Annotated in this window: 25 protein-coding genes; 12 read left to right on the top strand and 13 right to left on the bottom strand. The window is 71.4% G+C overall.

Translation table 11 applies throughout. From position 1 onward, the window contains the following. Positions 1 to 68: 68 nt before the first annotated feature. The 6 genes from xdhB to J8G10_RS16495 all read right to left on the bottom strand — a co-directional run bounded on the left by xdhB (position 69) and on the right by J8G10_RS16495 (position 6,443). Positions 69 to 2,456 carry a xanthine dehydrogenase molybdopterin binding subunit gene (gene xdhB / locus J8G10_RS16515; RefSeq protein WP_251447432.1) on the bottom strand — a complete coding sequence of 796 codons (2,388 nt, stop codon included), beginning with the start codon at positions 2,454 to 2,456 and terminating at the stop codon, positions 69 to 71. Further along, positions 2,453 to 3,526 carry an FAD binding domain-containing protein gene (locus tag J8G10_RS16510; RefSeq protein ID WP_308220725.1) on the bottom strand — a complete coding sequence of 358 codons (1,074 nt, stop codon included), beginning with the start codon at positions 3,524 to 3,526 and terminating at the stop codon, positions 2,453 to 2,455. Before J8G10_RS16510 ends, xdhB begins: the two co-directional genes overlap by 4 nt. Continuing rightward, positions 3,472 to 3,936, bottom strand: a complete 465-nt coding sequence (locus J8G10_RS19595) for a 2Fe-2S iron-sulfur cluster-binding protein (RefSeq protein ID WP_308220724.1) — start codon at positions 3,934 to 3,936, stop codon at positions 3,472 to 3,474. Before J8G10_RS19595 ends, J8G10_RS16510 begins: the two co-directional genes overlap by 55 nt. Positions 3,937 to 4,202: 266 nt before the next feature. Beyond that, positions 4,203 to 4,958 (bottom strand): IclR family transcriptional regulator, encoded by a 756-nt coding sequence (locus tag J8G10_RS16505; protein WP_251447430.1) that lies wholly within the window; start codon positions 4,956 to 4,958, stop codon positions 4,203 to 4,205. A gap of 202 nt (positions 4,959 to 5,160) precedes the next feature. Then, positions 5,161 to 5,409, bottom strand: a complete 249-nt coding sequence (locus J8G10_RS16500) for a hypothetical protein (protein ID WP_251447428.1) — start codon at positions 5,407 to 5,409, stop codon at positions 5,161 to 5,163. Between the two features lie 131 nt (positions 5,410 to 5,540). Then, entirely contained in the window at positions 5,541 to 6,443 is a 903-nt protein-coding gene (locus J8G10_RS16495; protein WP_251447426.1) for an aldose 1-epimerase family protein, read from the bottom strand. Positions 6,444 to 6,756: 313 nt separating this feature from the next. Between J8G10_RS16495 and J8G10_RS16490 the strand changes: the two genes are divergently transcribed. Beyond that, entirely contained in the window at positions 6,757 to 8,886 is a 2,130-nt protein-coding gene (locus tag J8G10_RS16490) for a DEAD/DEAH box helicase (RefSeq protein WP_251447424.1), read from the top strand. Between the two features lie 76 nt (positions 8,887 to 8,962). Here J8G10_RS16490 and J8G10_RS16485 read toward each other — a convergent pair whose 3' ends face one another. Continuing rightward, a complete protein-coding gene (locus J8G10_RS16485; RefSeq protein WP_251447422.1) occupies positions 8,963 to 9,439 on the bottom strand; it encodes a GNAT family N-acetyltransferase in 477 nt (158 codons plus the stop codon). Between the two features lie 231 nt (positions 9,440 to 9,670). Here J8G10_RS16485 and J8G10_RS16480 point away from each other — a divergent pair, with 231 nt between their 5' ends. Next, a complete protein-coding gene (locus tag J8G10_RS16480) occupies positions 9,671 to 10,504 on the top strand; it encodes a phospholipase (protein ID WP_251447420.1) in 834 nt (277 codons plus the stop codon). A gap of 35 nt (positions 10,505 to 10,539) precedes the next feature. Here J8G10_RS16480 and J8G10_RS16475 read toward each other — a convergent pair whose 3' ends face one another. Further along, positions 10,540 to 11,580, bottom strand: coding sequence for an Rv2578c family radical SAM protein (locus tag J8G10_RS16475; protein ID WP_251447417.1), 1,041 nt, complete (start codon positions 11,578 to 11,580; stop codon positions 10,540 to 10,542). A gap of 133 nt (positions 11,581 to 11,713) precedes the next feature. On the opposite strand from J8G10_RS16475, the gene J8G10_RS16470 reads away from it, so the two are divergent. The 9 genes from J8G10_RS16470 (at position 11,714) to J8G10_RS16430 (ending at position 17,741) form a co-directional block, all read left to right on the top strand. Beyond that, positions 11,714 to 12,646 (top strand): D-alanyl-D-alanine carboxypeptidase family protein, encoded by a 933-nt coding sequence (locus J8G10_RS16470; RefSeq protein ID WP_251447414.1) that lies wholly within the window; start codon positions 11,714 to 11,716, stop codon positions 12,644 to 12,646. A gap of 163 nt (positions 12,647 to 12,809) precedes the next feature. Next, positions 12,810 to 13,973, top strand: coding sequence for an acyl-CoA dehydrogenase family protein (locus J8G10_RS16465; protein WP_251447412.1), 1,164 nt, complete (start codon positions 12,810 to 12,812; stop codon positions 13,971 to 13,973). A 158-nt stretch (positions 13,974 to 14,131) separates the two neighbouring features. Next, entirely contained in the window at positions 14,132 to 14,581 is a 450-nt protein-coding gene (locus J8G10_RS16460) for a hypothetical protein (RefSeq protein WP_251447409.1), read from the top strand. Between the two features lie 59 nt (positions 14,582 to 14,640). Beyond that, positions 14,641 to 14,868, top strand: a complete 228-nt coding sequence (locus J8G10_RS16455; protein WP_251447406.1) for a ribbon-helix-helix domain-containing protein — start codon at positions 14,641 to 14,643, stop codon at positions 14,866 to 14,868. Continuing rightward, the gene (locus J8G10_RS16450; protein WP_308220722.1) at positions 14,823 to 15,230 is read left to right on the top strand and encodes a type II toxin-antitoxin system PemK/MazF family toxin; all 408 of its coding nucleotides are present in this window, start codon (positions 14,823 to 14,825) and stop codon (positions 15,228 to 15,230) included. Before J8G10_RS16455 ends, J8G10_RS16450 begins: the two co-directional genes overlap by 46 nt. 223 nt (positions 15,231 to 15,453) lie before the next feature. Beyond that, positions 15,454 to 15,813 carry a PadR family transcriptional regulator gene (locus tag J8G10_RS16445; RefSeq protein ID WP_251447401.1) on the top strand — a complete coding sequence of 120 codons (360 nt, stop codon included), beginning with the start codon at positions 15,454 to 15,456 and terminating at the stop codon, positions 15,811 to 15,813. Position 15,814: 1 nt separating this feature from the next. Next, positions 15,815 to 16,186 (top strand): DUF1048 domain-containing protein, encoded by a 372-nt coding sequence (locus J8G10_RS16440; protein ID WP_251447398.1) that lies wholly within the window; start codon positions 15,815 to 15,817, stop codon positions 16,184 to 16,186. After that, positions 16,183 to 16,980 (top strand): ABC transporter ATP-binding protein, encoded by a 798-nt coding sequence (locus tag J8G10_RS16435; RefSeq protein WP_251447394.1) that lies wholly within the window; start codon positions 16,183 to 16,185, stop codon positions 16,978 to 16,980. The genes J8G10_RS16440 and J8G10_RS16435 overlap by 4 nt, the downstream gene beginning before the upstream one ends. Further along, positions 16,977 to 17,741, top strand: coding sequence for an ABC transporter permease (locus tag J8G10_RS16430; RefSeq protein WP_251447391.1), 765 nt, complete (start codon positions 16,977 to 16,979; stop codon positions 17,739 to 17,741). The genes J8G10_RS16435 and J8G10_RS16430 overlap by 4 nt, the downstream gene beginning before the upstream one ends. 91 nt (positions 17,742 to 17,832) lie before the next feature. Here J8G10_RS16430 and J8G10_RS16425 read toward each other — a convergent pair whose 3' ends face one another. From J8G10_RS16425 to J8G10_RS16400, 5 genes are all read right to left on the bottom strand, one after another. Next, the gene (locus J8G10_RS16425; protein WP_251447388.1) at positions 17,833 to 18,708 is read right to left on the bottom strand and encodes a siderophore-interacting protein; all 876 of its coding nucleotides are present in this window, start codon (positions 18,706 to 18,708) and stop codon (positions 17,833 to 17,835) included. A 21-nt stretch (positions 18,709 to 18,729) separates the two neighbouring features. Further along, the gene (locus J8G10_RS19645; protein WP_374208790.1) at positions 18,730 to 21,432 is read right to left on the bottom strand and encodes an ATP-binding cassette domain-containing protein; all 2,703 of its coding nucleotides are present in this window, start codon (positions 21,430 to 21,432) and stop codon (positions 18,730 to 18,732) included. Positions 21,433 to 21,506: 74 nt separating this feature from the next. Next, positions 21,507 to 22,052: an ECF transporter S component gene (locus J8G10_RS16410; RefSeq protein ID WP_251447385.1), complete on the bottom strand. Its 546-nt coding sequence runs from the start codon at positions 22,050 to 22,052 to the stop codon at positions 21,507 to 21,509. Between the two features lie 75 nt (positions 22,053 to 22,127). Further along, positions 22,128 to 23,069, bottom strand: coding sequence for a pirin family protein (locus tag J8G10_RS16405; protein WP_251447382.1), 942 nt, complete (start codon positions 23,067 to 23,069; stop codon positions 22,128 to 22,130). Further along, positions 23,066 to 23,380, bottom strand: a complete 315-nt coding sequence (locus J8G10_RS16400; protein WP_251447379.1) for a GNAT family N-acetyltransferase — start codon at positions 23,378 to 23,380, stop codon at positions 23,066 to 23,068. The genes J8G10_RS16405 and J8G10_RS16400 overlap by 4 nt, the downstream gene beginning before the upstream one ends. Before the next feature lie 242 nt (positions 23,381 to 23,622). Here J8G10_RS16400 and recQ point away from each other — a divergent pair, with 242 nt between their 5' ends. Further along, on the top strand, positions 23,623 to 25,668 hold the full coding sequence (gene recQ, locus J8G10_RS16395; RefSeq protein ID WP_251447376.1) for a DNA helicase RecQ: 2,046 nt from the start codon (positions 23,623 to 23,625) through the stop codon (positions 25,666 to 25,668). Positions 25,669 to 25,816 lie beyond the last annotated feature (148 nt).

Raw genomic sequence — 25,816 nt, 5'->3', positions numbered from 1 at the left:
ACGACCTATCGCCCGTGCTGAGGGGGACGACTCGGAGGTGGGAGAGGTGGGAGAGGGGGGAGAGGACGTCAGTCGCCGGCGGCGGTCACGAGGGGGCGGTCCGCGGCGGGCGCCGGTGCGGCCTCGACGCCCGCGTCCTGCGCGGCGCGGACGGCCCAGAACACGGCCTCGGGCGTCGCCGGCGACGCGAGCTCGACCGAGTGCCCCTCGGGCCCGAAGGCGGCGACCGCGTCCCGGAGCGCCTCGCGGGCGCTGAACGCGAGCATGAACGGCGGCTCGCCCACGGCCTTGGATCCGTAGACCGCGCCCTCCTCGCGCGCGTTCTCGAACAGCCGCACGTGGAACTCCTCCGGCATCTCGGAGAAGCTCGGCAGCTTGTACGTCGAGGCGGACTGCGTCTGCAGCCGGCCGCGGTGCGGTCCGTCGCTCTCGTCCCAGCGCAGCTCCTCGAGCGTCAGCCAGCCCACGCCCTGCACGTACGCGCCCTCGATCTGACCGATGTCGAGCATCGGGGAGAGCGAGTCGCCCACATCGTGGATGATGTCGACCCGGCGCACCCGGTAGGCGCCGGTGAACTCGTCCACCTCGACCTCCGTCGCGGCCGCGCCGTAGGCGAAGTACTTGAACGGGGATCCCTGCATGATCTCCGGGTTCCAGTGCAGGCCCTCGGTGCGGTAGTAGCCCGCGGCGAACAGCTGCACGCGCTGGAAGTACGCGGCCTTGACGACCTCGCCCCAGGAGACGCGGTTCACCGGAGCGCCGAGCGCCGTCACGAAGCCGCCGCCGAAGCGCACGTCGCGCTCGTCGACGCCGAGCATGCGCCCCGCGACCTTGGCGAGCCGGTCGCGGATCTGCTCGCAGGCGTTCTTCACCGCGCCGCCGTTGAGGTCGGCGCCCGAGGACGCCGCCGTGGCGGAGGTGTTCGGCACCTTGTCGGTACGGGTCGGGGCGAGGCGCACCCGGTGCAGCTCGACGCCGAGCGCCGTCGCCGCGACCTGCAGCATCTTCGTGTGCAGGCCCTGGCCCATCTCGGTGCCGCCGTGGTTGACGAGGATCGAGCCGTCCTTGTAGACGTGCACGAGCGCACCGGCCTGGTTGAACGCGGCGAAGTTGAACGAGATGCCGAACTTGATCGGCGTCATCGACAGGGCCCGCTTGACGTGCGGACTGGTCTCGTTGAACCGCGCGATCTCCTCGCGTCGGGCGGCCACCTCGGCCTCGTCCGAGAGCTGGCCCCAGATCGTCTCCAGCCGGCCCGCGTCCTTCACGAGCTGCCCGTACGGGGTCGTCTGGCCCGGCTGGTAGAAGTTGCGCCGGCGCAGTTCGAGCGGATCGATCCCGAGCGTCGGGGCGACCCGACCCAGGATGTCCTCGATGAGGAAGACGCCCTGCGGCCCGCCGAACCCGCGGTAGGCGGTGTTCGAGGTCTTGTTGGTCTTCACGATCTGCCCGTAGGCGTGCACGTTGGGGATCCAGTAGGAGTTGTCCAGGTGGCAGAGCGCACGGCCCAGCACCGGCTCGGACAGGTCGATCGACCAGCCGCCGTCGCAGGTGAGGGTGGTGTCGAGCGCCTGCAGCAGCCCGTTCTCGTCGAAGCCGACCTTCCATGCGATGTGGAAAGGGTGCCGCTTCCCGGTCATCGTGATGTCCTGCGTGCGGTTCAGGCGCAGCCGCACCGGGCGGCCGGTGAGCTTGGCGCCGAGGGCCGCGATCGCCGCGAATCCGTGCGGCTGCATCTCCTTGCCGCCGAAGCCGCCGCCCATGCGCAGGCACTGCACGGTGATCTCGTTCGCCGGGATCCCGAGCACGTGCGAGACCAGATCCTGGGTCTCGGTCGGGTGCTGGGTGGAGCACTGGATGAAGTACTGCCCCTCCGAGTCGCGGATCGCGAACGACGCGTGCGTCTCGAGGTAGAAGTGCTCCTGGCCGCCGAACTCGGTCACGCCCTCGAAGACGTGCGCCGAGGCCGCGAGACCCGCCGCGGCGTCGCCGCGCTGCACCGTGCGCGGGGTGCCCTGGAACGACTGCGCGGCGAGCGCGTCCTGCACCGTGATGAGCGAGGGCAGCGGCTCGTACTCGACCGTCACGCGCTCGGCGCCGAGTCGGGCGGCCTCCTGCGTCTCGCCGAGCACCCAGACCAGGGCATGGCCGTAGAACATGGCCTCGCTCGGGAACAGGGGCTCGTCGTTGCGGATCCCGGCGTCGTTGAGGCCGGGGACGTCGTCCGCCGTGAGCACGCGCACGACGCCGGGCACCTCGTAGGCGCCGGACACGTCGACGGTGACCTTCGCGTGCGCGTTCGTGGACTGCACCGGCCAGGCGGTGAGCACGCCCGCGGTCTGCTCCGCGATGTCGTCGGTGTACATCGCCGCGCCCGTGACGTGCAGGGCGGCGCTCTCGTGGGCGGCGCGCAGGCCGACGACGGGGTTCTCCGGGCGGTCGGCGAGAGTGCTCATGCCGACACCTCCTTCGATGCGAGAGTGGTCTGACTGTAGAGCTTGAGCAGCGCGGTGCCGAGCATGTGCGAGCGGTACGCGCTGCTGGCGCGGTGATCGGACATCGGCGTGCCCTCGCCGCGGAGCACCTCGGAGGCGGCCTTCACCGTGGCGATGTCCCAGGGCCTGCCGATCAGGGCCTCCTCGGTGGCGCGGGCGCGCAGCGGGGTGGCGGCGACGCCGCCGAGGCCGATCGTGGCGCCGGTCACGACCCCGCCGTCGATGTCGAGCGCGAACGCGACGGCGACGCTGGAGATGTCGTCGAAGCGGCGCTTCGCGATCTTCTGGAAGGCGGTCGTGGTCGCCAGCGGCAGCGGGATCCGGATCGCCTTGATGAGCTCGTCGGGCTGCTTGACGGTCTGCCGGTAGCCGGTGAAGTAGTCGGCCAGGTCGACCTCGCGCTCGCCGGCGACCGAGGCGAGCACGACGCTCGCGCGCAGCGCGAGCAGGGCCGGCGGGGTGTCGCCGATCGGGGAACCGGTGCCGAGGTTGCCGCCCAGCGTGCCGCGATTGCGGATGAGGCGCGAGGCGAATTGCGGGAGCAGCTGCGCGAGCAGCGGGACGCGTCCGTCCAGCCGCTTCTCGATGTCGGAGAGCGGGAGTGCGGCGCCGATCTCGACGTAGCCGTCCGCGCCGGAGGCGACGTCGTCCCCGACGGTCAGGGTGCGCAGCTCCGGCAGCTGCTCGATCGCGACGACGAGCGGGGCGCGACGGCCGCGGATGTTGACCTCGACGCCCCAGTCGGTGGATCCGGCCACCAGCAGCGCATCCTCCTCGTCGTGCAGGATCCGCAGCGCCTCGGCCAGAGTCGCGGGGCGGACGAAGCGCGCTCCGTCGACCTCGGCATCGGTCGCGACAGGCTGCGGCGCGGGCTGGGCGAGCCGCTGCTGCAGCGGGTCGTCGGCCTCGGGCGACCCGAGCGTGTAGGCGGCGTCGCGGATGGGGCGGTAGCCCGTGCAGCGGCACAGGTTGCCGCTCAGCGCGTGCAGGTCGAAGCCGTTCGGCCCGTGCTCGGGGTCGTGGACGGGCACGACTCGTCGGCCGCGTCGGCCGCGTGCCGGTCGGCGCGGTAGTACTCGCCCGCCATGCTGCAGGCGAAGCCGGGCGTGCAGTAGCCGCACTGCGATCCGCCCGCCTCGGCGAGCTTGGACTGCACGGGGTGCAGGTCGTCGGGGGAGCCCAGGCCCTCGGCGGTGACGACCTCCTGGCCGTCGAGTGCGTACACGGGCACGAGGCAGGCGTTGACCGGGGTCCATGCCGTGCCGCCGTCGGCGGTGGGCGTGGCGAGCAGCATCGCGCAGGCGCCGCATTCGCCCTCCGCGCAGCCCTCCTTGCTCCCGGAGAGACCGGTGTCGCGCAGCCAGTCCAGGGCGGTCGCATGCGCCGGGGTCCCTGCGAGCGGGCGCAGTTGTCCGTTGACGGTGACGGCGATGTCGGTCATGCGAATCTCCTCGATTCCGGCGACAGTGTGCGAAGCGGCTCGGGCCGTGCCTCTGTGAGACGGAGCCTAGGCCCGGGGGCCTCCGCGTGGGGGTCTTTCTCCTGTTGAGAGGAGCGCAACGCTGTGTGGTCAGGCGTCGTCGCCTCGGCCTTACCGCCAGTAGATTCGCGCTGTTTCCGGTATACGGAAACCGTGTTCCGAAAACATCGCCAGCCTAGGCCGACGGACACGGGTCCGTCAAGGGTGGACGGCCGAGCGCGTCGTGCTCAGTGCGCGTTCGTCGCGCTCGAGATGTCCGCCACGACCTCGCGCAGCACCGGGATCGCCTGGTCCGCGAAGTCCTCGCCGACGCGCGACACGGGGCCGGAGATCGAGACCGCGGTCAGCACCGGCATGCTCGGCACGGCCATGGCGAAGCAGCGCACGCCGATCTCGTGCTCGCCGTCGTCGACGGCGTATCCGCGTTCGCGGCTGAGGGCGAGATCCGCGAGCAGGGCATCGATGGTGTCGAGCGAGCGCTCGGTCGAGTGCGGCATGCCGGCGCGGCCGATGATCTCGCGCACCTGGTCGTCGTCGAGCTGGGCGAGGATCGCCTTGCCGACGCTCGTGGAGTGCAGCGGGGCGCGTCCGCCCACCTCGGTGAACATGCGCATGGCGTGCGGCGACGGCGCCTGCGAGACGTACACGACGCTGTCGCCGTCGATCGTGGCGAGGTTCGCGGTCTCGCCGAGCCGTGCCACGAGCGACTTCAGCTGCGGCATGGCGAGCTGGCCGAACTGCCGGTTCGCGACCTCTCCCAGCCGCACGAGCTTCGGACCGAGCGCGTATCGCCGATTGGCGAGCTGGCGCGCATAGCCCTCGGAGACGAGCGTGCGCAGCAGGCGGTGGATCGTGGGCAGCGGCAGCTCGGCCGCCGTGGCCAGCTGGCTGATGGTGGCGTCACCGCCCGCATCCGCGATGAGCTCGAGCAGGTCGAACACACGGGAGACCGACTTGACGCGCTCCGGACCCTCGGTGGCCATGCGGATCCTCTCGCCTCGCGATCACCGGCGCAGGATATCCGCATGCCGGAAGATGATTCCCGAGCAGAGTATCCCACGCCGGCAGAGACCGGGCCCGGCCTTCGTTCATCGAGGCGTGCGGCCACCGGTCGAAGTCATCGACGGAGTCGCCCGCACGCGCCCATCGCCGTGCACGGTGGACGGCCGTGCGATGAGGGACGGACTATTGGTCGTGGCGAGTGTATTTCCCCGGGCGATCGTGGACGGAGTGTCCCGGCGGAGGAGCCTGGTCCGCGTGATCGGCGTCGGTGTATGCGCCCTTGGTCTCGAGGTCCGGCCCCGTATCCTCGGTCCGCGTGTACCGGCCGCGCAGGGATCTGCGCGACGTCGGCTTGCCGTCGATGTCGGTGTACTGTCCCTCGTCTTCGTCAGCGGGTTCGCCTGTGCGGCCCGTTGCGACTTCCTCGTTCATGCTTCCTCCTCGGAGGACGGCTCGTCGCCCTGGGAGAAGCGTACGTCCGCGATCGCCGGGACGTCAGGGTCGCGGGCGAATGTCCATGTCGCGCTCAGCCGGGGGAGGGCTCTGCCGCAGACGCCGTCGGCTCAGGCGGCGAGCGTCACGCCCCACTGCACGGTCCAGGTCTCGCCCGGATCCAGGTGGCGGAGTCCGCGGCCGGAGTTGAACGCCTCGGCGGGCGCCGACATGGGCTCGAGGGCGACCACGAGCTCCTGACCGGGGTAGCTCGTGCTCGTGTACGCCTGGAGGTAGTCCAGTCCCGTGCCCTGCCAGAGCGTCACGACGCGACCGTCCGGAGCGGTGAGGGTGCTGTGCACGCGCCCGTCGTCCTCGCGCCGGAGCGTGGCGAAGCCCGTGTCGAGCTGCACGTCGGCGAGGCGCCGGGGCGTGCGCAGATCGGTGCCGTCGGAGACCGGCGACTCGCCGATCGGCAGCAGGCGGTCGTCCGTCTCGAAGAAGGTCTCGGCGGGGATGTGCAGCAGCAGCTGCTTCGGATCCGCGCCCGAGACGGTGAGGAAGGGATGCGTGCCGAGCGCGACGGGGGCCGGATCCCCGGAGCGGTTCACGATCGTGTGCTCCGCGGTGATGCCGTCGGGCCCGAGCGTGTAGCGCACGCTCGTCTCCAGCAGATAGGGGTAGCCGATCTGCGGCACCACGTCCGCGCGCAACAGCACGCTCGCGTCGCTCTGCTCCGCGATCTCGTAGGCGGTGTAGCGCAGCAGCCCGTGGATCGCGTTGTTCAGCTTCGGTTCGGTGATCGCCAGCGCCCTGGTCTCGTCGCCGTCGCTCCAGATCCCGTCGCGGATCCGGTTCGGCCACGGCACGAGGACGACGCCCGCGCAGGACGGGGCGGGACTGTCGTCGGGGTAGGGCGGCACGACGGTGGTGTCGCCGACGACGAGGTGCCGCAGCGAGGCGCCGACCTGCGAGATCTGCGCGCGGACACCGTCCGCGTCGAGGTGGATCTGGACGCCGGTCGGAGTGGTCATGCCGCCATCGTAGGACCGGCTGACGTCGTGGCGTCCGTCGGTGTCGGCGATCTTCCGGGACGGAGGGGGCTCCCAGGCGGCTCGGCTAGGATGGGGGCGTCGGCTTCGGGCGACCGTGACCTCCGGGATCCCCGGCGGGCGCGGTGCTGCGATTGTGTGTGAGCCCAGGGGCCGATGGTGAGTTCGGCGGACGTCGCCGAGCGCTTCATCCATCACATGAATGGCCCCCGGCCGACGACTGCCCGGGTATCCCCGCGCCCCACGAGGGCGGCGGGGCGCTGTTCTCGTGCGAGAACCAGACAAGGACATACCCGTGCCCAAGAACCACAAGCCCAAGGGCGGACGCCCGGCAGCGAACTTCGAGCCGCGCTACGCGAAGAAGACCTCCTTCCACGATCGCCACAACCAGGGCCGCCCGGCCCGCGACGGCGAGTCCGGTCGCGGCGGCTACGACCGCGACGCCCGCCCGGCCCGCGACGACCGCCGCGTGGACTCTCGTCCCGGAAGCCGTTCCCCGAACCATCGCGGCTACCGCGCCGAGCCCGCTGCGGGCGAGCGCGCGCCGAAGCAGCGCTGGTCCGCGCAGGAGCGCGCCGGCCGCGACGAGTCGCGCGCGATCCGCAACCGCGCCGAGTCCGGCCGCATCGACGCCCCGCACCGCCGGGACGAGCGTCCCCGTTTCGATCGGGACGACCGTCCGCGCCGCGACGACCGTCCGCGCTACGACGACCGCGCCGGCCGGACCGAGCGTCCCCGTTTCGACCGGAACGATCGTCCGCAGCGCGACGACCGTCCGCGTTACGAGGACCGTGCCGGTCGGGCCGAGCGCCCGCGTTTCGACCGGAATGACCGTCCGCAGCGCGACGACCGTCCCCGTTATGACCGGAACGATCGTCCGCAGCGCGACGACCGTCCGCGTTACGAGGACCGTGCCGGTCGGGCCGAGCGCCCGCGCTACGACCGCAGCGACCGGCCGCAGCGGGACGACCGTCCGCGTTTCGACCGGGACGACCGTCCGCGCCGCGACGACCGGAACGAGCGTCCGCGCTTCGAGCGGAACGAGCGTCCGCGCTTCGACCGGGACGACCGTCCCCGCCGCGACGACCGGCGCACGGCGCGTCCGGCGCGCGACGACTGGAACCGCGGCACGGACCGCGTGCCGAAGCAGGAGCAGCTGGAAGACGTCGTGCACGAGCGCCTCGAGGCGCAGACGGTGCAGGCGGCGGAGGTCGCGGACGTGACGTTCGCCGACCTCGGACTCGGATCCAACATCGTCGAGATCCTCGCGAACATGGGCGCCGAGACGCCGTTCCCGATCCAGGCCGCGTCGGTGCCCGCCGTGCTCGAGGGCCGCGACGTGCTCGCCCGCGGGCGCACCGGATCCGGCAAGACCATCGCCTTCGGCGCCCCCCTCGTCGAGAGCATCCTGCAGTCGCAGAAGGGCAAGAAGCGCGAGTTCGGCCGCGCGCCGCGGGCGATCATCCTCGCCCCCACGCGTGAGCTGGCGCTGCAGATCGATCGCACGGTGCAGCCGATCGCGCGCAGCGTGGGGCTGTTCACCACGCAGGTCTACGGCGGCGTGCCGCAGGCCCGCCAGGTCGGCGCGCTCAAGAAGGGCGTCGACATCGTCATCGGCACCCCCGGCCGCATCGAGGACCTCATCAACCAGGGCAAGCTCGACCTCTCCGACGTGCGGATCGCCGTGCTCGACGAGGCCGACCACATGTGCGAGCTCGGGTTCGTCGAGCCCGTGCAGCGGATCCTGCGCCACACGGGCACCGCGCTTCCCGGCGGGGCCTCCAGCCAGAAGCTGCTCTTCTCGGCGACGCTCGACCGCGAGGTCGCCGCCCTCGTCGACGAGTTCCTCGTGGATCCGGCCGTGTTCGAAGTCGCCGGCGAGACCCAGGACTCCGGCACGATCGAGCACCGGGTGCTCGTCATCGAGCACCGGGACAAGCCCGAGATCCTCGCCTCCCTCGTCGATCGTGACGGGCGCACCCTCGTCTTCTCGCGCACCCGCGCCTTCGCCGAGCAGCTCGCGGAGCAGTTCGAGGACGCCGGGATCCCGGCGGTCTCGCTGCACGGCGATCTGAACCAGGCCAAGCGCACCCGCAACCTGCAGAAGCTCACCTCCGGACGGGTGAACGTGCTCGTCGCGACGGACGTCGCCGCGCGCGGCATCCACGTCGACGACATCGACCTCGTCGTGCAGGCCGATGCCCCCGACGAGTACAAGACGTACCTGCACCGCGCGGGCCGCACCGGGCGCGCCGGCAACGCGGGCCGCGTCGTGACGCTGATCACCCGTCAGCGCCGCCGCCGCATGACCGAGCTGCTCGACCGCGCCGAGATCGACGCGCCGTTCGAAGAGGCCCGCCTCGGTGACGACCTCATCGAGGAGATCGCCGGTCGCGTGCCGACCGCGGCCGATCTCACCTCCTGATCGCGACGCACCCCGAGCGACACGAAGGGCCGAGGGGCGAGGATCCTGGATCCTCGCCCGTCGGCCCTTCGTCGTCTCAGAGGTCCAGGACCCAGTCGTTGCTGAGGAGCACGCCGCCGCGGAACGGGAACGGCGTGGTGCCGCGCAGGACGAAGCCCGCGCGACGGCAGAGCGCATTGGACGGCGCGTTGTCGACGGACGGATAGGCATGGAGCTCGTCATGTCGTCCGTCGGCACGGACCACGCCGATGAGCTCGTCAAGCGCCAGCCCCGCGTAGCCGTGGCCCTGGTGTTGCGGAAGAACTCCCCATCCGGTCTCCCAGGCGACCTTCTCGCCCTCGTGGATCTCCCAGTAGCCGATCGATCCGACGGGCTCCGACCCGTCGACGATCACGAGCATCCGCCCCGGCAGGTCCTCCTTCAGGTAGCGGAGATGTCGCTGCTCCAGCTCCTCCGCGCTCTCGGTCGTGACGAGATGCGCCGTCATCTCCGGGGTGTTGAAGGCATCGAGCAGCGGTCGGTCTCCGGGCTGCCAGGGGCGGAGGTTCACCATGGGGCGACGGTATCGGCCGGCACCGACATCGGGTCGAGACGGCCGCAACAGGGCCCCGACGACCGCGTGGATCCGAACCTGGGAATTCGAGCAAAATATCTTGCTACATCTCGGGATCCTCGGTGGGCTCCCAGGAACAGTGATGCAGGATCGTTACCTTGTACGCCCGACCCGAGGGCGTTGCGCCGCTACCCGAGCGGCCCCGAGGACTTCAAGGATCGTTACTTCGTCATGTCGAGAAACCCGTTCTTCCGCTCTGCCCGTCGCAAGACCGTCACCATCGTCGGCGCCGCCGCCGTGCTCGGAGCCCTCGCCGTCGGCGGGGCCGTGCTCGTCGCGCCGACCGTCGCCGCCGCCGCTCCGGCGATCGCCCAGGTCGACGACGTGACCGCCTACAACCAGCGCTCGCAGGTGCGCGCCGCGCTCGACACCGCGAAGACCGCGATGAGCGATGCCGCCGCCGTGAACGCCGACGTGAAGGCGTCGGGGCTCGATCTCGGGCAGGGGCGCAAGATCGTCGACGTGACCGGGCTCCGCTCGGCGCACGAGGTGCTGTCCGACGCGGCGTCCGACAAGGCCGCCGTGCACACCGACCTCGCCGTCGCCGTCGCCGACTACTCGGAGAAGGTCGAAGCGCAGGTGACCGAGGTGCGCGGCAACCTGAACAACGCCGTCGCGCAGAAGCAGGCGGCGGACGCGGCCGCGGCCCAGGCCGCCGCGGAGGCCCAGGCGGCCGCGGAGGCGCAGGCTGCCGCGAACACCCCGGACGGCGCCCGCGCCACCGCGCAGCAGCTGATGGCCAGCGAGTACGGCTGGGGTGATGACCAGTTCCAGTGCCTGAACTCGCTGTGGAACAAGGAGTCGGGCTGGGATTACCAGGCCTACAACCCGTCCGGTGCGACCGGCATCCCGCAGGCGCTGCCGGGTGACAAGATGGCGACCATCGCCGACGACTGGGCCACCAACGCGACCACGCAGATCAAGTGGGGCCTCGGCTACATCTCCAGCGTGTACGGCAGCCCCTGCTCGGCCTGGGGTCACTCGCAGGCCACGAACTGGTACTGAGCCCGGATCCGGCTCCGCGGCGGAGGCCGCGGACGTCAGAACAGGGTCGCCGACGGCTCCGGTGCGCGCACGGCGCGCACCGGAGCCGTTCCGCGTGCGCGGGCGGGACGGTCCTCGGAATGCAGCGCCTCGAGACCGTGCAGTCGGATCAGCGGCTTGACGCGCCGGCCGAGCCACTGCCGGTAGTCCTTCGGGGCCTCGGCGGCCGCACCCGGGTACAGTGCCCGATACGACGACAGCAGGTCGGGCCGATGCTCGGAGAGCCACTGGAGGAACCACGGCTTCACGCCGGGCCGCAGGTGCAGCGCTCCGTAGATCACGTGATCGGCGCCCGCCTCCTTGATCCGTCGCAGCGCATCGTCGATCGCGGCCACCGAATCGGTGAGATGCGGCAGGATCGGCATCAGGAACACCCCCACCCGGAATCCGGCGTCGCTGAGGGCCCGCACTGTGTCGAGTCGCGCCTGGGTCGACGGCGCCCCGTGCTCGATCGCCTCGCGCAGCGTCTCGTCGAACATCGCGATCGACAGCTGCACGTCGACCGGCACGCGGGTCGCGGCTTCGACGAGCACGGGGATGTCGCGGCGGATCAGCGTGCCCTTGGTGAGCACCGAGAACGGCGTACCGGAGTCCGCGAGCGCGCGGATGATCCCCGGCATGAGCCGGTACCGCCCCTCCGCGCGCTGATACGGATCCGTGTTGGTCCCGAGGGCCACCGTCTCGTGCCTCCAGGATCCCCGGCGCAGCTCCTTCTCGAGCGTCTCGACCACATTCACCTTGACGACGATCTGCGAGTCGAAGTCGCGCCCCGCATCCAGATCCAGGTAGGTGTGCGTCCCCCGGGCGAAGCAGTAGACGCAGGCATGACTGCAGCCGCGATACGGGTTGACCGTCCAGGAGAAGGGCATCTTCGACGGACCGGGCACGTGGTTCAGCGCCGACTTCGCCAGCACCTCGTGGAAGGTCATCCCCGCGAACTCCGGCGTCGTCACCGTCCGCAGGAATCCGGTGCGGTTCTCCATGCCCGGCAGCGCCTGCGCGTCGGTGTCGTCGATCCTCTGCCCCTGCCATCTCATGACGATATTCGAACATAAGAACGATAGTGGGTCAAGGCCGATGGGGAGAAAGATTCGAGGATGGGAGATCTTCAGGTCGGGCGGTGAGAATGGAGCCGTGGCATACCCGAGGCACCCGACACGCTCTCGCGGCATGCATTCGCGCGTGGTGCTGCTGTTGTTCGTCACGATCGGATTGGCTGTCGCGCTGATCGGCGCGCTCTGGTCGCTCGCCGACGGCTCGGCGCAGAACGGTCCCGCCGGCGCGGCCGAGGATCCGGATCCGGTCGCCGCGGTGGCGGGGATCGAGATGCCCGCGGCCGCGACGAGCCTGCCCGCGGTGCGGCTGCGCGCCGTCGCCGTCGCGGACCCGTGCGGGCAGGCCTCGGTGCAGCAGGCGCTGGCCTCGGGCGGGGATGACGCGGTGGTGTCGGCGTTCGGCGGGGGTGCCGCGTTCCGCGCCGCCGTGGCGACGGGGAACGCGCCGTGCATCGACCTGTCCGATCCGCACCGCGACTGGGTCGTGGTGAACAAGGCGCGCCCCCTGAACCCGGTGACGTTCGCGCCGTCCTCGTTCGGGGACGTCGCGCTGTCGGTGGACGGCGCCGGCTCCCTCCGCGCGGACACGGCCCAGGCGCTCGACCAGCTGTCCGCCGCCGCGGATGCCGCGGGCGTCGGGACGATCGCGCTCGCCAGCGGTTACCGCTCCTACGACACCCAGGTGCAGACCTACTCCGGGCAGATCGCGCAGTACGGACAGGCGCAGGGGGACGCGCTCTCCGCCCGTCCCGGACACAGCGAGCATCAGACCGGGCTCGCCGCGGACGTCGTCTCCTGCGCGGGCGGCTGCGGCAGCATCGACTCGTTCGGCGGCACCGACGCCGGCGCCTGGGTCGCGCAGAACGCCTGGCAGTACGGCTTCATCGTCCGCTACGGGGCCGGACAGACGGGGGTCACCGGCTACGACCCCGAGCCCTGGCATCTGCGCTACCTCGGCGTGCCGCTCGCGACGGCCTATCACGACGGCGGCTACGCCACCCTCGAGCAGTTCTTCGGGCTCCCCGCGGCCCCGGCGTACCCCGGCTGACCGGCCGCGCGGGGCCGCCCGGTCCGGGGTATGGACCCATCGCACAAACGTGACACGGAGTCTCACGCGGGGTGGGATGCATTCCCACAATCGACGCCGGGATCCGCGGGATCCCGCATAGGATCGCCAGTGCGAAGACGCATCAACGATCTGGAGGAGCGCGATGGAACGCGACATCTACGACGAGGATCACGAGGCTTTCCGGGGTCTCGTCAAGGACTTCATCGGCCGCCACGTCACGAACGAGGCCATCGACCGCTGGGAGGCGGCCGGCGAGATCGATCGCGCGACCATGCTCGCGGCGGGCGAGGCCGGCCTGATCGGGCTCTCCGTGCCCGAGGAGTTCGGCGGGGCCGGCATGCTGCAGGACTACCGCTTCCGCACCATCGTGATGGAGGAGGTCATCGCCGCAGGTGCGGGGTCGCTGGCCGGGGCCTTCGGGATCCAGGACGACCTGGCCGTCCCCTACCTCGTGCACATGGGCACCCCCGAGCAGAAGGCGAAGTGGCTGCCCCGCATGGCGACCGGCGAGGTGCTCGGCGCCCTCGCGATGACGGACCCCGGCGCCGGCTCCGACCTGCGCGGCATCAAGACCAACGCGAAGAAGGTCGACGGCGGCTACATCCTCAACGGCGCGAAGACGTTCATCTCCTCGGGCACCACGGCGGACATCGTGGTGACCTTCGTCAAGACGGGGGAGGGCAACCGGCCCGACGCGTTCAGCCTGCTGATCGTCGAGAAGGGCATGGAGGGCTTCGACCAGGGCAAGAAGCTCAGCAAGATGGGCTTCCACGGGTGGGACACCGCCGAGCTCAGCTTCACCGACGTCTTCATCCCCGACGAGAACCTCATCAGCGGCAAGGAGGGTCAGGGGTTCATCCAGCTCATGATGAACCTCCCGCTCGAGCGCTTGTCGATCGGCGTCGCCGCGGCGGCCGCGGCCGAGGCGGCGACGAACTGGACCATCGCCTACACGAAGGACCGCGAGGCGTTCGGAGAGCGCATCGCCGACTTCCAGAACACCCGCTTCCGCCTCGCCGACATGGTCACCACCACCGAGGTGATGTGGGCGTACGTCGACCGCGCGCTGCTCGCCTACAAGGACAGCAAGCTGTCGGCCGAGGACGCCGCGAAGGTCAAGTTCTGGACGACGGAGCGCGAGTGGGAGGTGCTCGACACCGGCGTGCAGCTCCACGGCGGCTACGGCTACATCATGGAGTACCCGATCGCGAAGGCCTTCACCGACGCCCGGGTGCACCGCATCTACGGCGGCACCAACGAGATCATGCGCGACCTCGTCGGACGCCAGATCGCGGGCAAGCGCTGAACGCCTCCTGAGCGCAGAAGGGCCCTCGGATCCACGGATCCGGGGGCCCTTCTCGTCGCCGTGCCGGATCGTCCTCCACAATCGCGGATCCGGAGCAGTTCTCCACCGATCCCGTGGGCGGCCGGCCGGACGCTTCGCCGGGCCGCCAGGCTGAGCGCATGAATCCCGACGCTCTGCGCGATCTCGCGCTCGATGACGATGACGACCTCCGCGACGCGGTGGAGCTGCTGCTCCACCGCGCGAACCAGCGGCAGCTGTGGCTGCTCTTCATCGACGGCCGGGGGCGGCTCGGTGAGCCGCTCATGCCGATGGCCGACTATCCCTCCGACCCGCTCGAGGTGGTGCCGATCGACGATCTCGGCGACGTGGCACAGGCGCAGGCCCTCGCGCACCGGATCGGAATGCTCCGTGAGATCACCGGCAATGCCGCCGTGGTGCTCGTGTGGGAGCGGGTCGGCGATGCGCGGGTGGGCGGAGAGGAGGACGATGTGCGTCTCTGGGCCCGGGCGATGCGGCGGCAGGCGTCGTCGCTCGGCGTTCCGCTGCGGGCGCAGTTCCTGCTGCACGCGTACGGTGTGCGCCAGCTCCACGCCGACGACTGGGCCTGAGCATGCCGGTGTCGCCGCAGGGGTAGGAAGAGAACTCCTACTTTGGTAGTATCCCGGGTGTGGCGCACGTGAAGGTCAGTCTCAGCCTGAGCGAGGAGGACCTCGCCTTCCTCGACGCGGAGACGCGCGACGGGCGTTACGCCTCCCGCTCGGCCGCCACCCAGGAGGCGGTACGCCTGCTGCGGGAGAGTCGTCTCGCCGATGCCTATGCCGCCGCTTATGCCGAGGGCTACGACCGGGAGTGGGACGGAGCCGTCGGGGACGGGCTCGCGCCCGCGTCCGCGTGAACGAGGGCTGGGCGCTTCGGCGCGGACAGATCGTGCTGGTCTCTCTCGATCCGGCGGTGGGTTCGGAGGCGAGGAAGACTCGTCCGGCCGTGATCGTGACCAACAACACGGCCAACGCGGTCGCCGGACGCAGCATCCGAGCGACCATCACGGTCGTGCCCCTGACGTCGAACACGGACCGGATCCTGCCTTTCCAGGTGCTGCTCTCGGTGGAGGCTACCGGGCTCGATCGCGATGCCAAGGCCCAGGCCGAGCAGGTCCGCACGATCGCCGTGGAGCGCGTCGTGCGACCGGTCGGCAGAGTCCCCGCGGAGCTCATGGGTGCACTCGACGAGGCGCTCCGCGTTCACTTGGCGCTCTAGGGTCCTGCAAGCGCGGAGCTCCGGGCGACGTGACGCCCGGCGGCGTCCTGCGGTGTCGTCCGACGCCCTCGGATCCACGGATCCGAGGGCGTTCTCCGTGCACGGCCGCCTGCGGGAAACCCGGCGGGAAGAACTTCGGTATTCAGTGTTGCTATGTACCGGTACTCAGTGTTACTGTCTACCAGTAGTCAACATCACTGAGTAGATGAAGGAGGCGATCGCGATGGCGAGTCAGATGACCGAGATGCTCAAGGGCACCCTCGAGGGGATCGTCCTGGCGATCCTGGCCGAGCGATCGGCCTATGGATACGAGATCACCACGCGGCTGCGGGACGGAGGCTTCTCCGACATCGCGGAGGGCACCGTCTACGCGCTGCTGGTGCGCATCGAGCAGAGGGGCCTCGTGGACGTCGAGAAGGTCCCGTCCGAGAAGGGGCCGCCGCGCAAGGTGTACTCGCTCAACACGCAGGGGCGGGATCAGCTCGCCGAGTTCTGGAGGACCTGGAGCTTCCTCGCAGAGCACATCGAACAGCTCCGCCGCACCGACAGCACCCGCACGACCGACACGAATGAAGGAGCCTGACATGGCCGCCAAGTGGATCGAAGCCCTCACCGGGTCCCTCGAGCAGAAGAAGCAGTACAAGCAGGACAAGGCCCGCATCGAGGCCCTTCCGTCCCCCTATGCGGAGGCCGCCACCGCGATGCACCGCTATCTCATGTACGCCGGCGGGATCACCGACGGCGACACCATGGTGCAGATGTACACCGACATGGCCGATCTCTGGGAGCGCGCCGCCGTCGACCGCACCCCGGTGCGCGACATCGTCGGCGATGACCCGGTCGACTTCGCCGAGACGTTCGCCAAGGCGTACGCCGGCCGCGAGTGGATCGACAAGGAGCGCGCCCGGTTCGCGAAGGCGATCGACGACGCCGAAGGAAAGGGGAACCGATCATGACCACCCTCACCGCCCCCGCGATCCGCGTGCGGGGCGTCACCAAGGCGTTCAAGGACCTGCAGGTCCTCCGCGGCGTCGACTTCGAGGTCGAGCGGGGCAGCATCTTCGCCCTGCTCGGCTCGAACGGCGCCGGCAAGACCACGCTGGTGCGGATCCTGTCGACGCTGCTCAAGGCCGACGGGGGATCCGCGACCGTGCACGGCAACGACGTCGCCGCGGCGCCGAACGCAGTGCGCGAGGCGATCAGCCTCACCGGGCAGTTCGCCGCCGTCGACGAGATCCTCACCGGCCGGGAGAACCTCGTGCTCGTCGCGAAGCTGCGTCACCTGAAGGATCCCGGATCCGTCGCCGACGCCCTGCTCGCCCGGTTCTCGCTCACCGACGCCGGAGGGCGGCGCGCCGGCACCTACTCCGGCGGCATGCGTCGCCGGCTCGACATCGCGATGAGCCTGATCGGCGATCCGCCGATCATCTTCCTCGACGAGCCGACCACCGGCCTCGACCCGCAGGCGCGGATCGAGGTGTGGGACACCGTGAAGGAGCTCGCGCACGGCGGCACCACGGTGCTGCTCACCACCCAGTACCTCGACGAGGCGGAGCAGCTGGCCGACCGGATCGCGATCCTGCACGAGGGCACCATCATCCAGAACGGCACCCTCGCCGAGCTGAAGAAGCTGCTGCCGCAGACGACCGTCGAGTACGTCGAGAAGCAGCCCACCCTCGAGGAGGTCTTCCTCGCCCTCGTCGGTCCGTCGGCGGCCGGCAGCCAGACCGAGAAGGAGGCATCGAAATGACCAGTCACGTCCTCAGCGACACCGGCACGCTCACCGGCCGTTCGCTCAAGCACATCCTGCGCAGTCCGGACACGATCATCACCACGGCGGTGACCCCGATCGCGCTCATGCTGCTGTTCGTCTACGTGCTCGGCGGGGCGATCCACACCGGATCCGACCAGTCGTACATCGACTACATGCTGCCCGGCATCCTGCTCATCACGATCGCCTCGGGCATCGCGTACACCTCGTACCGGCTGTTCCTGGACCTGCAGGGCGGGATCTTCGAGCGGTTCCAGTCCATGCCGATCGCGCGATCGAGCGTGCTCTGGGCGCACGTGCTCACCTCGCTCGTCGCGAACATCGTCTCGGTGGCGATCGTGGTCGGCGTCGCGTTCGCGATGGGCTTCCGCACCGGGGCCTCGGTCGGGGCGTGGCTCGCCGTGGCCGGGATCCTCATCCTGTTCACCCTGTCGCTGACCTGGCTCGCCGTGATCGCGGGCCTGAGCGCCAAGACCGTGGACGGTGCGAGCGCGTTCAGCTACCCGCTGATCTTCCTGCCGTTCATCAGCTCGGCGTTCGTGCCGACCTCGTCGATGCCCGGGCCCGTGGCCTGGTTCGCGGAGTACCAGCCCGTGACCTCGATCGTGAACACCATCCGCGCGCTGTTCGACGGCCGGCCCGTGGGATCCAGCATCGGGATCGCACTCGCCTGGATGGTCGGGATCCTGGTCGTCGCCTATGCCGCCGCGATCGTCATCTACCGGAAGAAGATCAGCTGAGCCGTGCTGCGACCGGCTGATCCGAACCGGATCGAACCGCCTTCGGCGCCCCGTGCGCCCGGAGGCGGTTCGAGGCGGTTCGGGCGGCGTCTCAGCTCAGCGGCACCGCGGCGGCCTCGCGTGCGGCGCGAGAGGCGGGCGAGGCGGATCCGATCCGCCAGTACCCGCAGAAGCTCACCTGCTCCTTGTCGACGCCGCGCTCGCCGACGAGCAGCTTGCGCGCACCGGAGGCCAGCGCCTGCTCGCCGGCGGCATAGGCGTGGAACGGTGCGTCCGGCAGCGACAGGTCGCGCAGGGCGGCGAGGACGCGCGATCCCGGCCGGTGCGCCGCGGTGCGCACGATCCGGTGCACCGCGATGCCGGCGGGATGCGGGAAGTCGAGCGCGTCCTCGGCGGTCGGCGCCTCGAGCAGCACGGATCCCGTCGCGTGCGCGGGAAGGGAGGCGCAGATCGATGCGATCGCGGGGAGGGCCGTCTCGTCGCCGACGAGCACGACCCGGTCGGTCCCCCGCGCGGGGTTGAAGGTGAGTCCCTCGTCGATGACGAGCACGGGCTCGCCGGGGCTGCAGGTCTCCGCCCAGCGGGACGCCGGGCCCGCGGTCCCCTCGGCGGCGGAGCCGTGCAGCACGAAGTCGACGTCGAGCTCGGCGCCGGCGGCGGTCGTCGCGGGCCGGAACGCGCGCACGCTGTAGTTGCGCATGACCGGGCGCTCGCCGTCGGGGATGCGCAGGAACTTCAGGTAGCCGAGCGTGCTGTTCGCCTTCGCCGGCACGCGGCCGAGCCCCGCATCGCCGCCGACGGGCAGGAAAAGCCGGAACCACTGGTCGTAGCCCATCGGCGTGAACCGCTCGATCTCACCGCCGCCGAAGGTGACGCGGATCCAGTGCGGCGCGAGCCGCTCCGTCCGCAGCACGGTGAGGGGCACGAGCCCGGCCGAGGCCGGCTTGACCATCTTGCTGTACGCCATCGGGAACCTTTCGGGGTCGGGTCAGAGCCGCCAGGGGAAGAACAGGACGAAGATCGTCGCGGATGCGGCGAGCATCAGGACGAGGAAGACGATGTCGCGCCCACCGAACGGCACCTCGTGCCGTTCGGTGCGGGTCGGATAGGCGCCGAAGGCCCGCGCGTCCATGGCGAGCGCCACGCGCTCGGCATGCCGGATCGCGCTCGCCAGCAGAGGCACGATGTACCCCCAGCCGCGTGCGATCCGAGCGAACGGGCCCCGTCCGCCGTGGGTTCCGCGCACCCGATGCGCCGCGCGGATGACGCCGAGCTCGTAGCCGAACCGCGGCACGAACCGGTACGCCGCGAGCGACGTGTAGCCGATCCGGTAGGGCACGCGCAGCTGCTGCACCCCCGCGCGCGCGAGGTCGGGGCCGGTGGTGGTGAGACCCGGGATGAGCGCCAGTCCGAGGATCGCCGCGAGCCGCAGGCCCGTCGCGAGCCCCGATTCCAGGGCGCCGGCATGCAGCACCCAGCCGCCGATCCGCAGCACCTCCGGGGTCGCGGCGACCCGCGCCGGATCCGTCCACAGCGCCATGGCGGCTGCGAGCACGAGGACGCCCGCGGGGACCGCCGCCAGCAGCAGCGCCCAGACGCGTCCGGTGAGGCGGGCGCCGGTGAGGACGACGGCGTAGGAGAGCGCGAGGAACGCCGTCGGCGTCGCCAGGTCGCGCACGAACAGCAGCACCACCATCGCGGGCACCACGGCGCCGAGCTTGGCGAGCGGGTTCAGGCGGTGCAGCCAGGCGTGCGGAGGATGCGGCGCGGCGTAGGGATCGAGGTGAGAGCGGTCGTCGGCGCGCGCGGCGGCCGGGTTCTCCGCCGGGGTGCCGGGAGGGGGCGCGACGGCGCCGGCTGCCGTGCTCGGGTCGTCGTCGTCCGCCGGGTTCGCGCCGGCTGCCGTGCTCGGGCCGTCGTCGCCGGACGGGGTGCGCGGCGGTGCCGCGTCGTCGGAGAGCAGGGTCCGCAGGGCGGGCGGGATCGCCGCATAGGCCGCGGGGAGGGGGATGCCGCCATCGCGCACCAGCGCCGGCGTCGCGCCCGCGGCGACGACGGATCCGCCCTCGACGAGCACGGTGTGCGTCGTGTGCCGCACGACGAGATCGAGGTCATGCGTGACGAGGAGGATCGTCGTGCCCTCGGCGCGCAGCTCGCGGAACAGGGCGAGCAGCTCGTCGGTGCGACGGAGATCCTGGCCGAAGGTCGGCTCGTCGAGCACCAGGATCCTCGGGCGGGCGATGAGCGCGGTGCCCACGGAGAGACGGCGCTTCTCGCCGCCGGAGAGCAGGTAGGGGTGCGTCCTGGCCTTGTCGGCGAGGCCGAATCGGTCGAGCATCGCCTGCACGCGTTCGGCGATCTCGGCCGGCGGCGTGTGCTGCAGTCGAAGCCCGTGCGCGAGCTCGTCGAACACGGTGTGCGCGATGAACTGGTGCTCCGGGTTCTGGAACACGAAGCCGCGGTGGGCGGCGAGGGCGCGCGGCGACGCCGTCGCCGGATCGATCCCGTCGAGGAGGACGCGACCGCGCGGCGGGGACACGACGCCGGCCAGCGCCTGCACGAGCGTGGTCTTGCCCGCGCCGTTCGGTCCGATGACGGCCGTGATCGAGGCGCGGGCGATGTCGAGGTCGATGCCGTGCAGGACCGGGACGCCGCCGCGCACCACCGCGAGGCCGCGCGCTGTGATGATCGGCTCGGTGGTGGTCGTGGCGTCGAACTCCGTCGATCCGGGGTCTTTCGCGGGCGATGCGCCGATCGTCCGCGAGGTCGACGGAGGTTCGGACAGCGGCGCATCCGGGTCCCGGCCGGACAGCGGCGCACCCGCATCCCGGTCACGCAGCGCGTCCTCGAGTTCCGCGGCGGTGAGCGGGAGCGGGTCGAGGGGATCCGCCCGCAGCCCCGGTACCCGGGCGTTCAGCCTTCGTGCGGCGAGGGCGGCGGTGGGCAGGCGCACCCCGAGCCCGATCAGGTCGTCGGCGTGCGCGCGGAGCACCTCCGCGGCGGGGCCGTCGAAGGCCTGCCGGCCTTCGTGGTCGAGCACGAGAGCCCGGGTCGCCAGGGGCAGGACCCCGTCGAGATCGTGCTCGACGAGGACGATCGCCCGGTCGGGGCCGGCGATGTCGGCGAGCGCGGCGTGCACCTCGGCGGCGCCCGCCGGATCGAGGTTCGCCGTGGGCTCGTCGAGGATCAGCACGGGCGCGGCGGTGGCGAGGGCGGCGGCGATCGCGAGGCGCTGCTTCCCGCCGCCGGACAGCCGGTCGGGATTCTCGTGCCTGCGCTCCCACAGGCCCATCCGGCGCAGGGCCCGCTCCGCCCGATCGAGCACCTCCGCGACCGGCAGGCAGAGGTTCTCCAGAGCGAACGCGACCTCGTCGAGCAGGGATCCGGTGACGATCTGCGCATCCGGATCCTGGAAGACGATGCTGACGTCGCGGCTCAGCACGGCGACCGGGGTCGTCGCGGTGTCGTGGCCCCGGATCGCGACGGATCCGATGACCCCGGCCTCGAGCGAGTGGGGGATCAGGCCGCCGAGCGCGAGCGCGAGAGTCGACTTGCCCGATCCGGAGGGGCCGAGGAGCAGCACGACCTCGCCGGCGCGCACGTCGAAGGACAGGTTCCGCACGGCGGGGTCGTCCGCACCGCGATGCGTGATCGTGAGATCGCGCACGCGCAGGAGCGGGGCGGGGGGCATGGGGCTCCGATCGGGAAGCTTGCTTAGGCAAGCCTAACCTAGGCGACGCAGGCGTCGCAGACGATCGGATGCGCTCAGTGCGGGGCGACGCCGGCGCGGCGCAGCGAGATCCCGATCCGCAGCCCGATCGCGGTCCAGGCGATCGGGCCGAGCACCGCCAGGGGGAGGTAGATGATCCGCGCCCAGAGGGGCAGTTTGTCCAGGTCGACGGCGAAGAACACCACGACCGCGATGATCACGCCGATGATCGCGGCAGAGACGAAGAACCGCCACGCACCCCAGGCGCGGTACCGCGTGAGGGCCGCGACGCCCTCCTGGATGAGGCCGAACAGCAGGGCGGTGCCGAGGAAGCGCGGGAACCAGATCGGATTGAAGGCGCTCGCCACCAGCGCGGCGAGCACGTGGGTGAGCAGCGCGACCAGGGGTCGGCGCAGCACCTCCTGCGCGATGATGCCCGGCAGCACATGCGAGCCCAGCACCAGCCCGTAGGCGAAGGGCGCGCCCGCGATCACGGGGATCGTGACCCACCCGGCCGCCGCGCCGAGGAGTCCCGTGGCGACCCCGATGGCGGCGCAGACGAGCAGGATCCGCGTGGGCAGCGGGGAGCGGGCGGCGGGCACCCGTCCAGCGTACCGGCGGCGTCGGACAGCGCGGCCGGGAGAAACCGGCCCCGGGTCGCACCCGTCCCGGAGGGCTCAGATCCGCCGGCGTCGCGGCATGAGACGCACCGGTGGGATCGGCGGTGCGGGGATCCGCTCGTCGCCGTGCCCGACGACGTGGCCGAACCGGTCGGATCCGGCCTCCCAGTCCTCGCGCGCCTGCGCGATCTCCTCGTGACTGCGGGCGGCGAAGTTCCACCACATCACGAGATCCTGCTCGAAGGGCTCGCCTCCGAGGACGAAGAGCAGCGCGCCGCCCTCGCTCGTCACGGTGACGGAGGCGCGGGAGTCGCCGAGGAACAGCACGTCGTCGACGTCGAGCGCGGTCTCCGCGAGCTCGGCTCCCGAGACGCGGGCGTCACCCGTGACGAGCAGCAGTCCGTGCTCCCAGGCCGGGTCGAAGGGCAGCGCGACGGTCGTGCCGGGTGCCACGCGGATCTCCGCGCCGACGATGGGCGTGTGGGCGGTCGCCGGGGAGGAGACACCGGCATAGGAGCCCATGACCACGGTGACCTCGGCGTCGGATCCGCTCTCCGCGCGCAGTGCGAGCCCCGGCAGGGACAGATGCTGCTCGAACCCGGGAGTCCCGGTCGCGGCGCCGTCCGGCAGCACCACCCAGAGCTGCAGGGCGTCGAGCGGCCCCGCCTCCTCGCCCACCGAGTACTCGGAGTGGGCGATGCCGTTCCCGGCGGTCATCAGGTTCAGCTGCCCGCGGCGCAGGACCACGTCGCTGTCGATCGTGTCGCGGTGCCGGATCTCGCCGACCAGCGGCCAGGTCACCGTCTGCAGGCCGATGTGCGGATGCGGCTCGACGCGCATGCGCACCTCGGCCGGGCCGAAGCGGTCGAGGAAGCACCAGGCGCCGATGGTCGGCACATCCTTGCTCGGCAGCACCCGCAGCACGTTCATCGCCCGCACGCCGCCGAGGGGCACCTCGCGCGCCTCGAGCAGCGCGGCGCGGGGGCCGTGCAGGCTCATGCCGGGTCCTCGGCGGACGGCTCGGCGGGGAAGCGCACCGTGGCGCCCGGCACCTCGTGCGTGCGCAGGTACTTGTTGATGTACGGGCAGTACGGCACGATCGTGTCGCCGGTGGCGGCCGCGTCGGTGAGCGCCTCCGCGGCGAGCTTCGACGCGAGACCCTGCCCCTGGAACGCCGGATCCACCTCGGTGTGGGTGAACAGGATCATCCCGGGGCGGCGCTGGAACTCGGCGAACCCGGCGAGCTCGCCGTCGCTGGTGATCTCATAGCGGGACTCTGCCTCGTTCAGGGTCACGGCGGTCTCGGGCATGACGCTCCTTCGTCGATGGCGGCGGTTCGCGTCCAACCTACGCCCGGACGGAGGCGCCGGGGCCGGGACGAACCCGGCTCCGTGCCCCCGGGGGCGCTCGCACAATTCAGGCTGGTCCGCGGCGGAAGGACGGAAAGTCCCCGGTTCCGTCCGCTTCTGCGCCCTCCAGCCTGAATCAGGATGGGCGAGGCGCCCTGTGGACAACGGCCTCGGGCGTCGGCCCGCCTCGTTACGCTGGAGGCATGCCCCAGAACGATCCGCGAGACCCCTATGCGGATCTGCCGTGGTCCGACGCGCCGCTCGACGACCCGTACGCCGACCTGCCCTACGCGGATGAGCCGTGGGAGGCTGCGCCCCCGCCCGAGGAGGGCGAGTGGGCGGGATCCCCGGGGGCGGTCCCGCAGAGCAGCTTCCCGGTTCCCGCCGCCCTTCGGGAGCCTCCGGCGCCGGCGGCTCCCGCGCCCAGCCGGTTCCCCACGCCGCTCGCCGCGCTCGCCACGGTCTACGGTTACGACGCGTTCCGCGGCGACCAGGCCGCGATCATCGACCAGGTGGTCGCCGGCGGCGACGCGGTCGTGCTCATGCCGACCGGAGGCGGCAAGAGCCTCTGCTACCAGATCCCCGCGCTCGTCCGCGAGGGCACCGGTCTCGTCGTCAGCCCGCTCATCGCGCTCATGCACGATCAGGTCGACGCCCTGCGCGCCAACGGCGTGCGCGCCGAGTACCTGAACTCCACGCAGACGGCGGCCGAGCGCGCCGAGGTCGAGCGGGCGTACCTCGCCGGCGAGGTCGACCTCCTCTACGTCGCCCCCGAGCGGCTCTCGAACGCGCAGACCCTGGGGCTCCTGCAGCGCGGATCCCTCAGCGTCATCGCGATCGACGAGGCGCACTGCGTGTCGCAGTGGGGTCACGACTTCCGCCCCGACTACCTCGCGCTCGGGGGCCTGGCCGAGCGCTTCCCCGGCGTCCCCCGCATCGCGCTCACGGCGACCGCGACGCGCGAGACGCATCGCGAGATCACCGAGCGGCTGCACCTGCCGCAGGCGAAGCACTTCGTCGCGAGCTTCGACCGGCCCAACATCCAGTACCGGATCGACCCCAAGGTCGACGTCCGCAAGCAGCTCGTCTCCTTCATCCGGAGCCAGCCCGAGGGATCCGCCGGCATCGTCTACGCGCTCAGCCGCTCCTCGGTCGAGCAGACGGCCGAGTACCTCAGCGCGCAGGGGCTCGACGCGATCCCGTACCACGCGGGGCTCGACGCGGGTACGCGCGCGGCGCACCAGTCGCGGTTCCTGCGCGAGGACGGCGTGATCGTGGTCGCCACGATCGCCTTCGGGATGGGCATCGACAAGCCGGACGTGCGCTTCGTGGCGCACGTCGATCTGCCGAAGTCGGTCGAGGGGTACTACCAGGAGACCGGTCGCGCGGGCCGCGACGGCGAGCCCTCGGTCGCGTGGATGGCGTACGGCCTCGGCGACGTGGTGCAGCAGCGCCGCTTCATCCAGCAGGGCGAGGGCGACCGCGCGACCAAGCAGCGGCAGAACCAGCACCTCGACGCGATGCTCGCGCTCTGCGAGACGGTCGACTGCCGTCGGCAGAACCTGCTCGGCTACTTCGGCCAGGCGGCGGAGCCGTGCGGCAACTGCGACACCTGCCTCACCCCTCCGGACAGCTGGGACGGGCTGATCCCCGCGCAGAAGCTCCTCTCCACGATCGTCCGGCTGCAGCGCGAGCGCCGCCAGTCCTTCGGGGCGGGGCACCTCATCGACATCCTCCGCGGCGCATCGACGGAGAAGATCCGCAAGTTCCGGCACGACGAGCTCGCGACCTACGGGATCGGATCCGACCTCACCGACGCGCAGTGGCGCTCGGTCGTGCGGCAGCTGCTCGCCCAGGGACTCATGCAGGCGCAGGGCGAATACGGCACCCTCGCCGTGAGCGAGGCGAGCGGCGGCGTGCTCGCCGGGACGACCCCGGTGAAGCTGCGCCACGATGTCGTCTCCCGCGCGGGTTCGGCCGGGGGAGGGCGCTCCGCCAAGAGGAACGCGGCCGAGGCGCTCGCCGAGGCAGATCGGGGGCTGTTCGAGGCGCTGCGGGCCTGGCGTGCGCAGACCGCGCGCGCACAGGGCGTGCCGGCGTACGTCGTGTTCGGCGATGCGACCCTGCGCGCCCTGGCCGAGCATCGCCCGGCGCAGGCGTCCGACCTGGTGGGCATCAGCGGCATCGGCGAGAAGAAGCGCGAGGCGTACGGCGAGGCCGTGCTCGAGGTCATCGCGGCCGAGGGATGACCCCGCCCGGCGGCGAGGGCCTTCGGGACTCACCGCGGCAACAATCGGCCGTGCGCCCGCGGCGAGGAGGTCGGGCCCGCGCCCGAGGGGACCTCCTGTCGTCACCTCGGTGAAACACACTCGCGAGGGCGTGCGCGACAGTGACACC

This window comes from Microbacterium sp. USTB-Y, from assembly GCF_023703415.1.
Classification (GTDB): Bacteria; Actinomycetota; Actinomycetes; order Actinomycetales; family Microbacteriaceae; genus Microbacterium.
The sequence above is the reverse complement of the archived record's forward strand: the minus strand, read 5'-3'. Positions and strand labels throughout refer to the sequence as shown.

Excerpts from the sequence above, each read along its gene's own strand:
- J8G10_RS16495 (WP_251447426.1), bottom strand. The coding sequence starts at position 6,443 with ATGACCACTCCGACCGGCGTCCAGATCCACCTCGACGCGGACGGTGTC.
- J8G10_RS16505 (WP_251447430.1), bottom strand. The coding sequence starts at position 4,958 with ATGGCCACCGAGGGTCCGGAGCGCGTCAAGTCGGTCTCCCGTGTGTTC.
- J8G10_RS19645 (WP_374208790.1), bottom strand. The coding sequence starts at position 21,432 with ATGCCCCCCGCCCCGCTCCTGCGCGTGCGCGATCTCACGATCACGCAT.
- J8G10_RS16470 (WP_251447414.1), top strand. The coding sequence starts at position 11,714 with ATGCATTCGCGCGTGGTGCTGCTGTTGTTCGTCACGATCGGATTGGCT.
- J8G10_RS16480 (WP_251447420.1), top strand. The coding sequence starts at position 9,671 with ATGTCGAGAAACCCGTTCTTCCGCTCTGCCCGTCGCAAGACCGTCACC.
- J8G10_RS16405 (WP_251447382.1), bottom strand. The coding sequence starts at position 23,069 with ATGAGCCTGCACGGCCCCCGCGCCGCGCTGCTCGAGGCGCGCGAGGTG.
- J8G10_RS19595 (WP_308220724.1), bottom strand. The coding sequence starts at position 3,936 with ATGACCGACATCGCCGTCACCGTCAACGGACAACTGCGCCCGCTCGCA.
- recQ (WP_251447376.1), top strand. The coding sequence starts at position 23,623 with ATGCCCCAGAACGATCCGCGAGACCCCTATGCGGATCTGCCGTGGTCC.
- J8G10_RS16400 (WP_251447379.1), bottom strand. The coding sequence starts at position 23,380 with ATGCCCGAGACCGCCGTGACCCTGAACGAGGCAGAGTCCCGCTATGAG.
- J8G10_RS16425 (WP_251447388.1), bottom strand. The coding sequence starts at position 18,708 with ATGGCGTACAGCAAGATGGTCAAGCCGGCCTCGGCCGGGCTCGTGCCC.
- J8G10_RS16465 (WP_251447412.1), top strand. The coding sequence starts at position 12,810 with ATGGAACGCGACATCTACGACGAGGATCACGAGGCTTTCCGGGGTCTC.
- J8G10_RS16440 (WP_251447398.1), top strand. The coding sequence starts at position 15,815 with ATGGCCGCCAAGTGGATCGAAGCCCTCACCGGGTCCCTCGAGCAGAAG.
- J8G10_RS16500 (WP_251447428.1), bottom strand. The coding sequence starts at position 5,409 with ATGAACGAGGAAGTCGCAACGGGCCGCACAGGCGAACCCGCTGACGAA.
- J8G10_RS16445 (WP_251447401.1), top strand. The coding sequence starts at position 15,454 with ATGGCGAGTCAGATGACCGAGATGCTCAAGGGCACCCTCGAGGGGATC.
- J8G10_RS16460 (WP_251447409.1), top strand. The coding sequence starts at position 14,132 with ATGAATCCCGACGCTCTGCGCGATCTCGCGCTCGATGACGATGACGAC.
- J8G10_RS16435 (WP_251447394.1), top strand. The coding sequence starts at position 16,183 with ATGACCACCCTCACCGCCCCCGCGATCCGCGTGCGGGGCGTCACCAAG.
- xdhB (WP_251447432.1), bottom strand. The coding sequence starts at position 2,456 with ATGAGCACTCTCGCCGACCGCCCGGAGAACCCCGTCGTCGGCCTGCGC.
- J8G10_RS16430 (WP_251447391.1), top strand. The coding sequence starts at position 16,977 with ATGACCAGTCACGTCCTCAGCGACACCGGCACGCTCACCGGCCGTTCG.
- J8G10_RS16475 (WP_251447417.1), bottom strand. The coding sequence starts at position 11,580 with ATGAGATGGCAGGGGCAGAGGATCGACGACACCGACGCGCAGGCGCTG.
- J8G10_RS16485 (WP_251447422.1), bottom strand. The coding sequence starts at position 9,439 with ATGGTGAACCTCCGCCCCTGGCAGCCCGGAGACCGACCGCTGCTCGAT.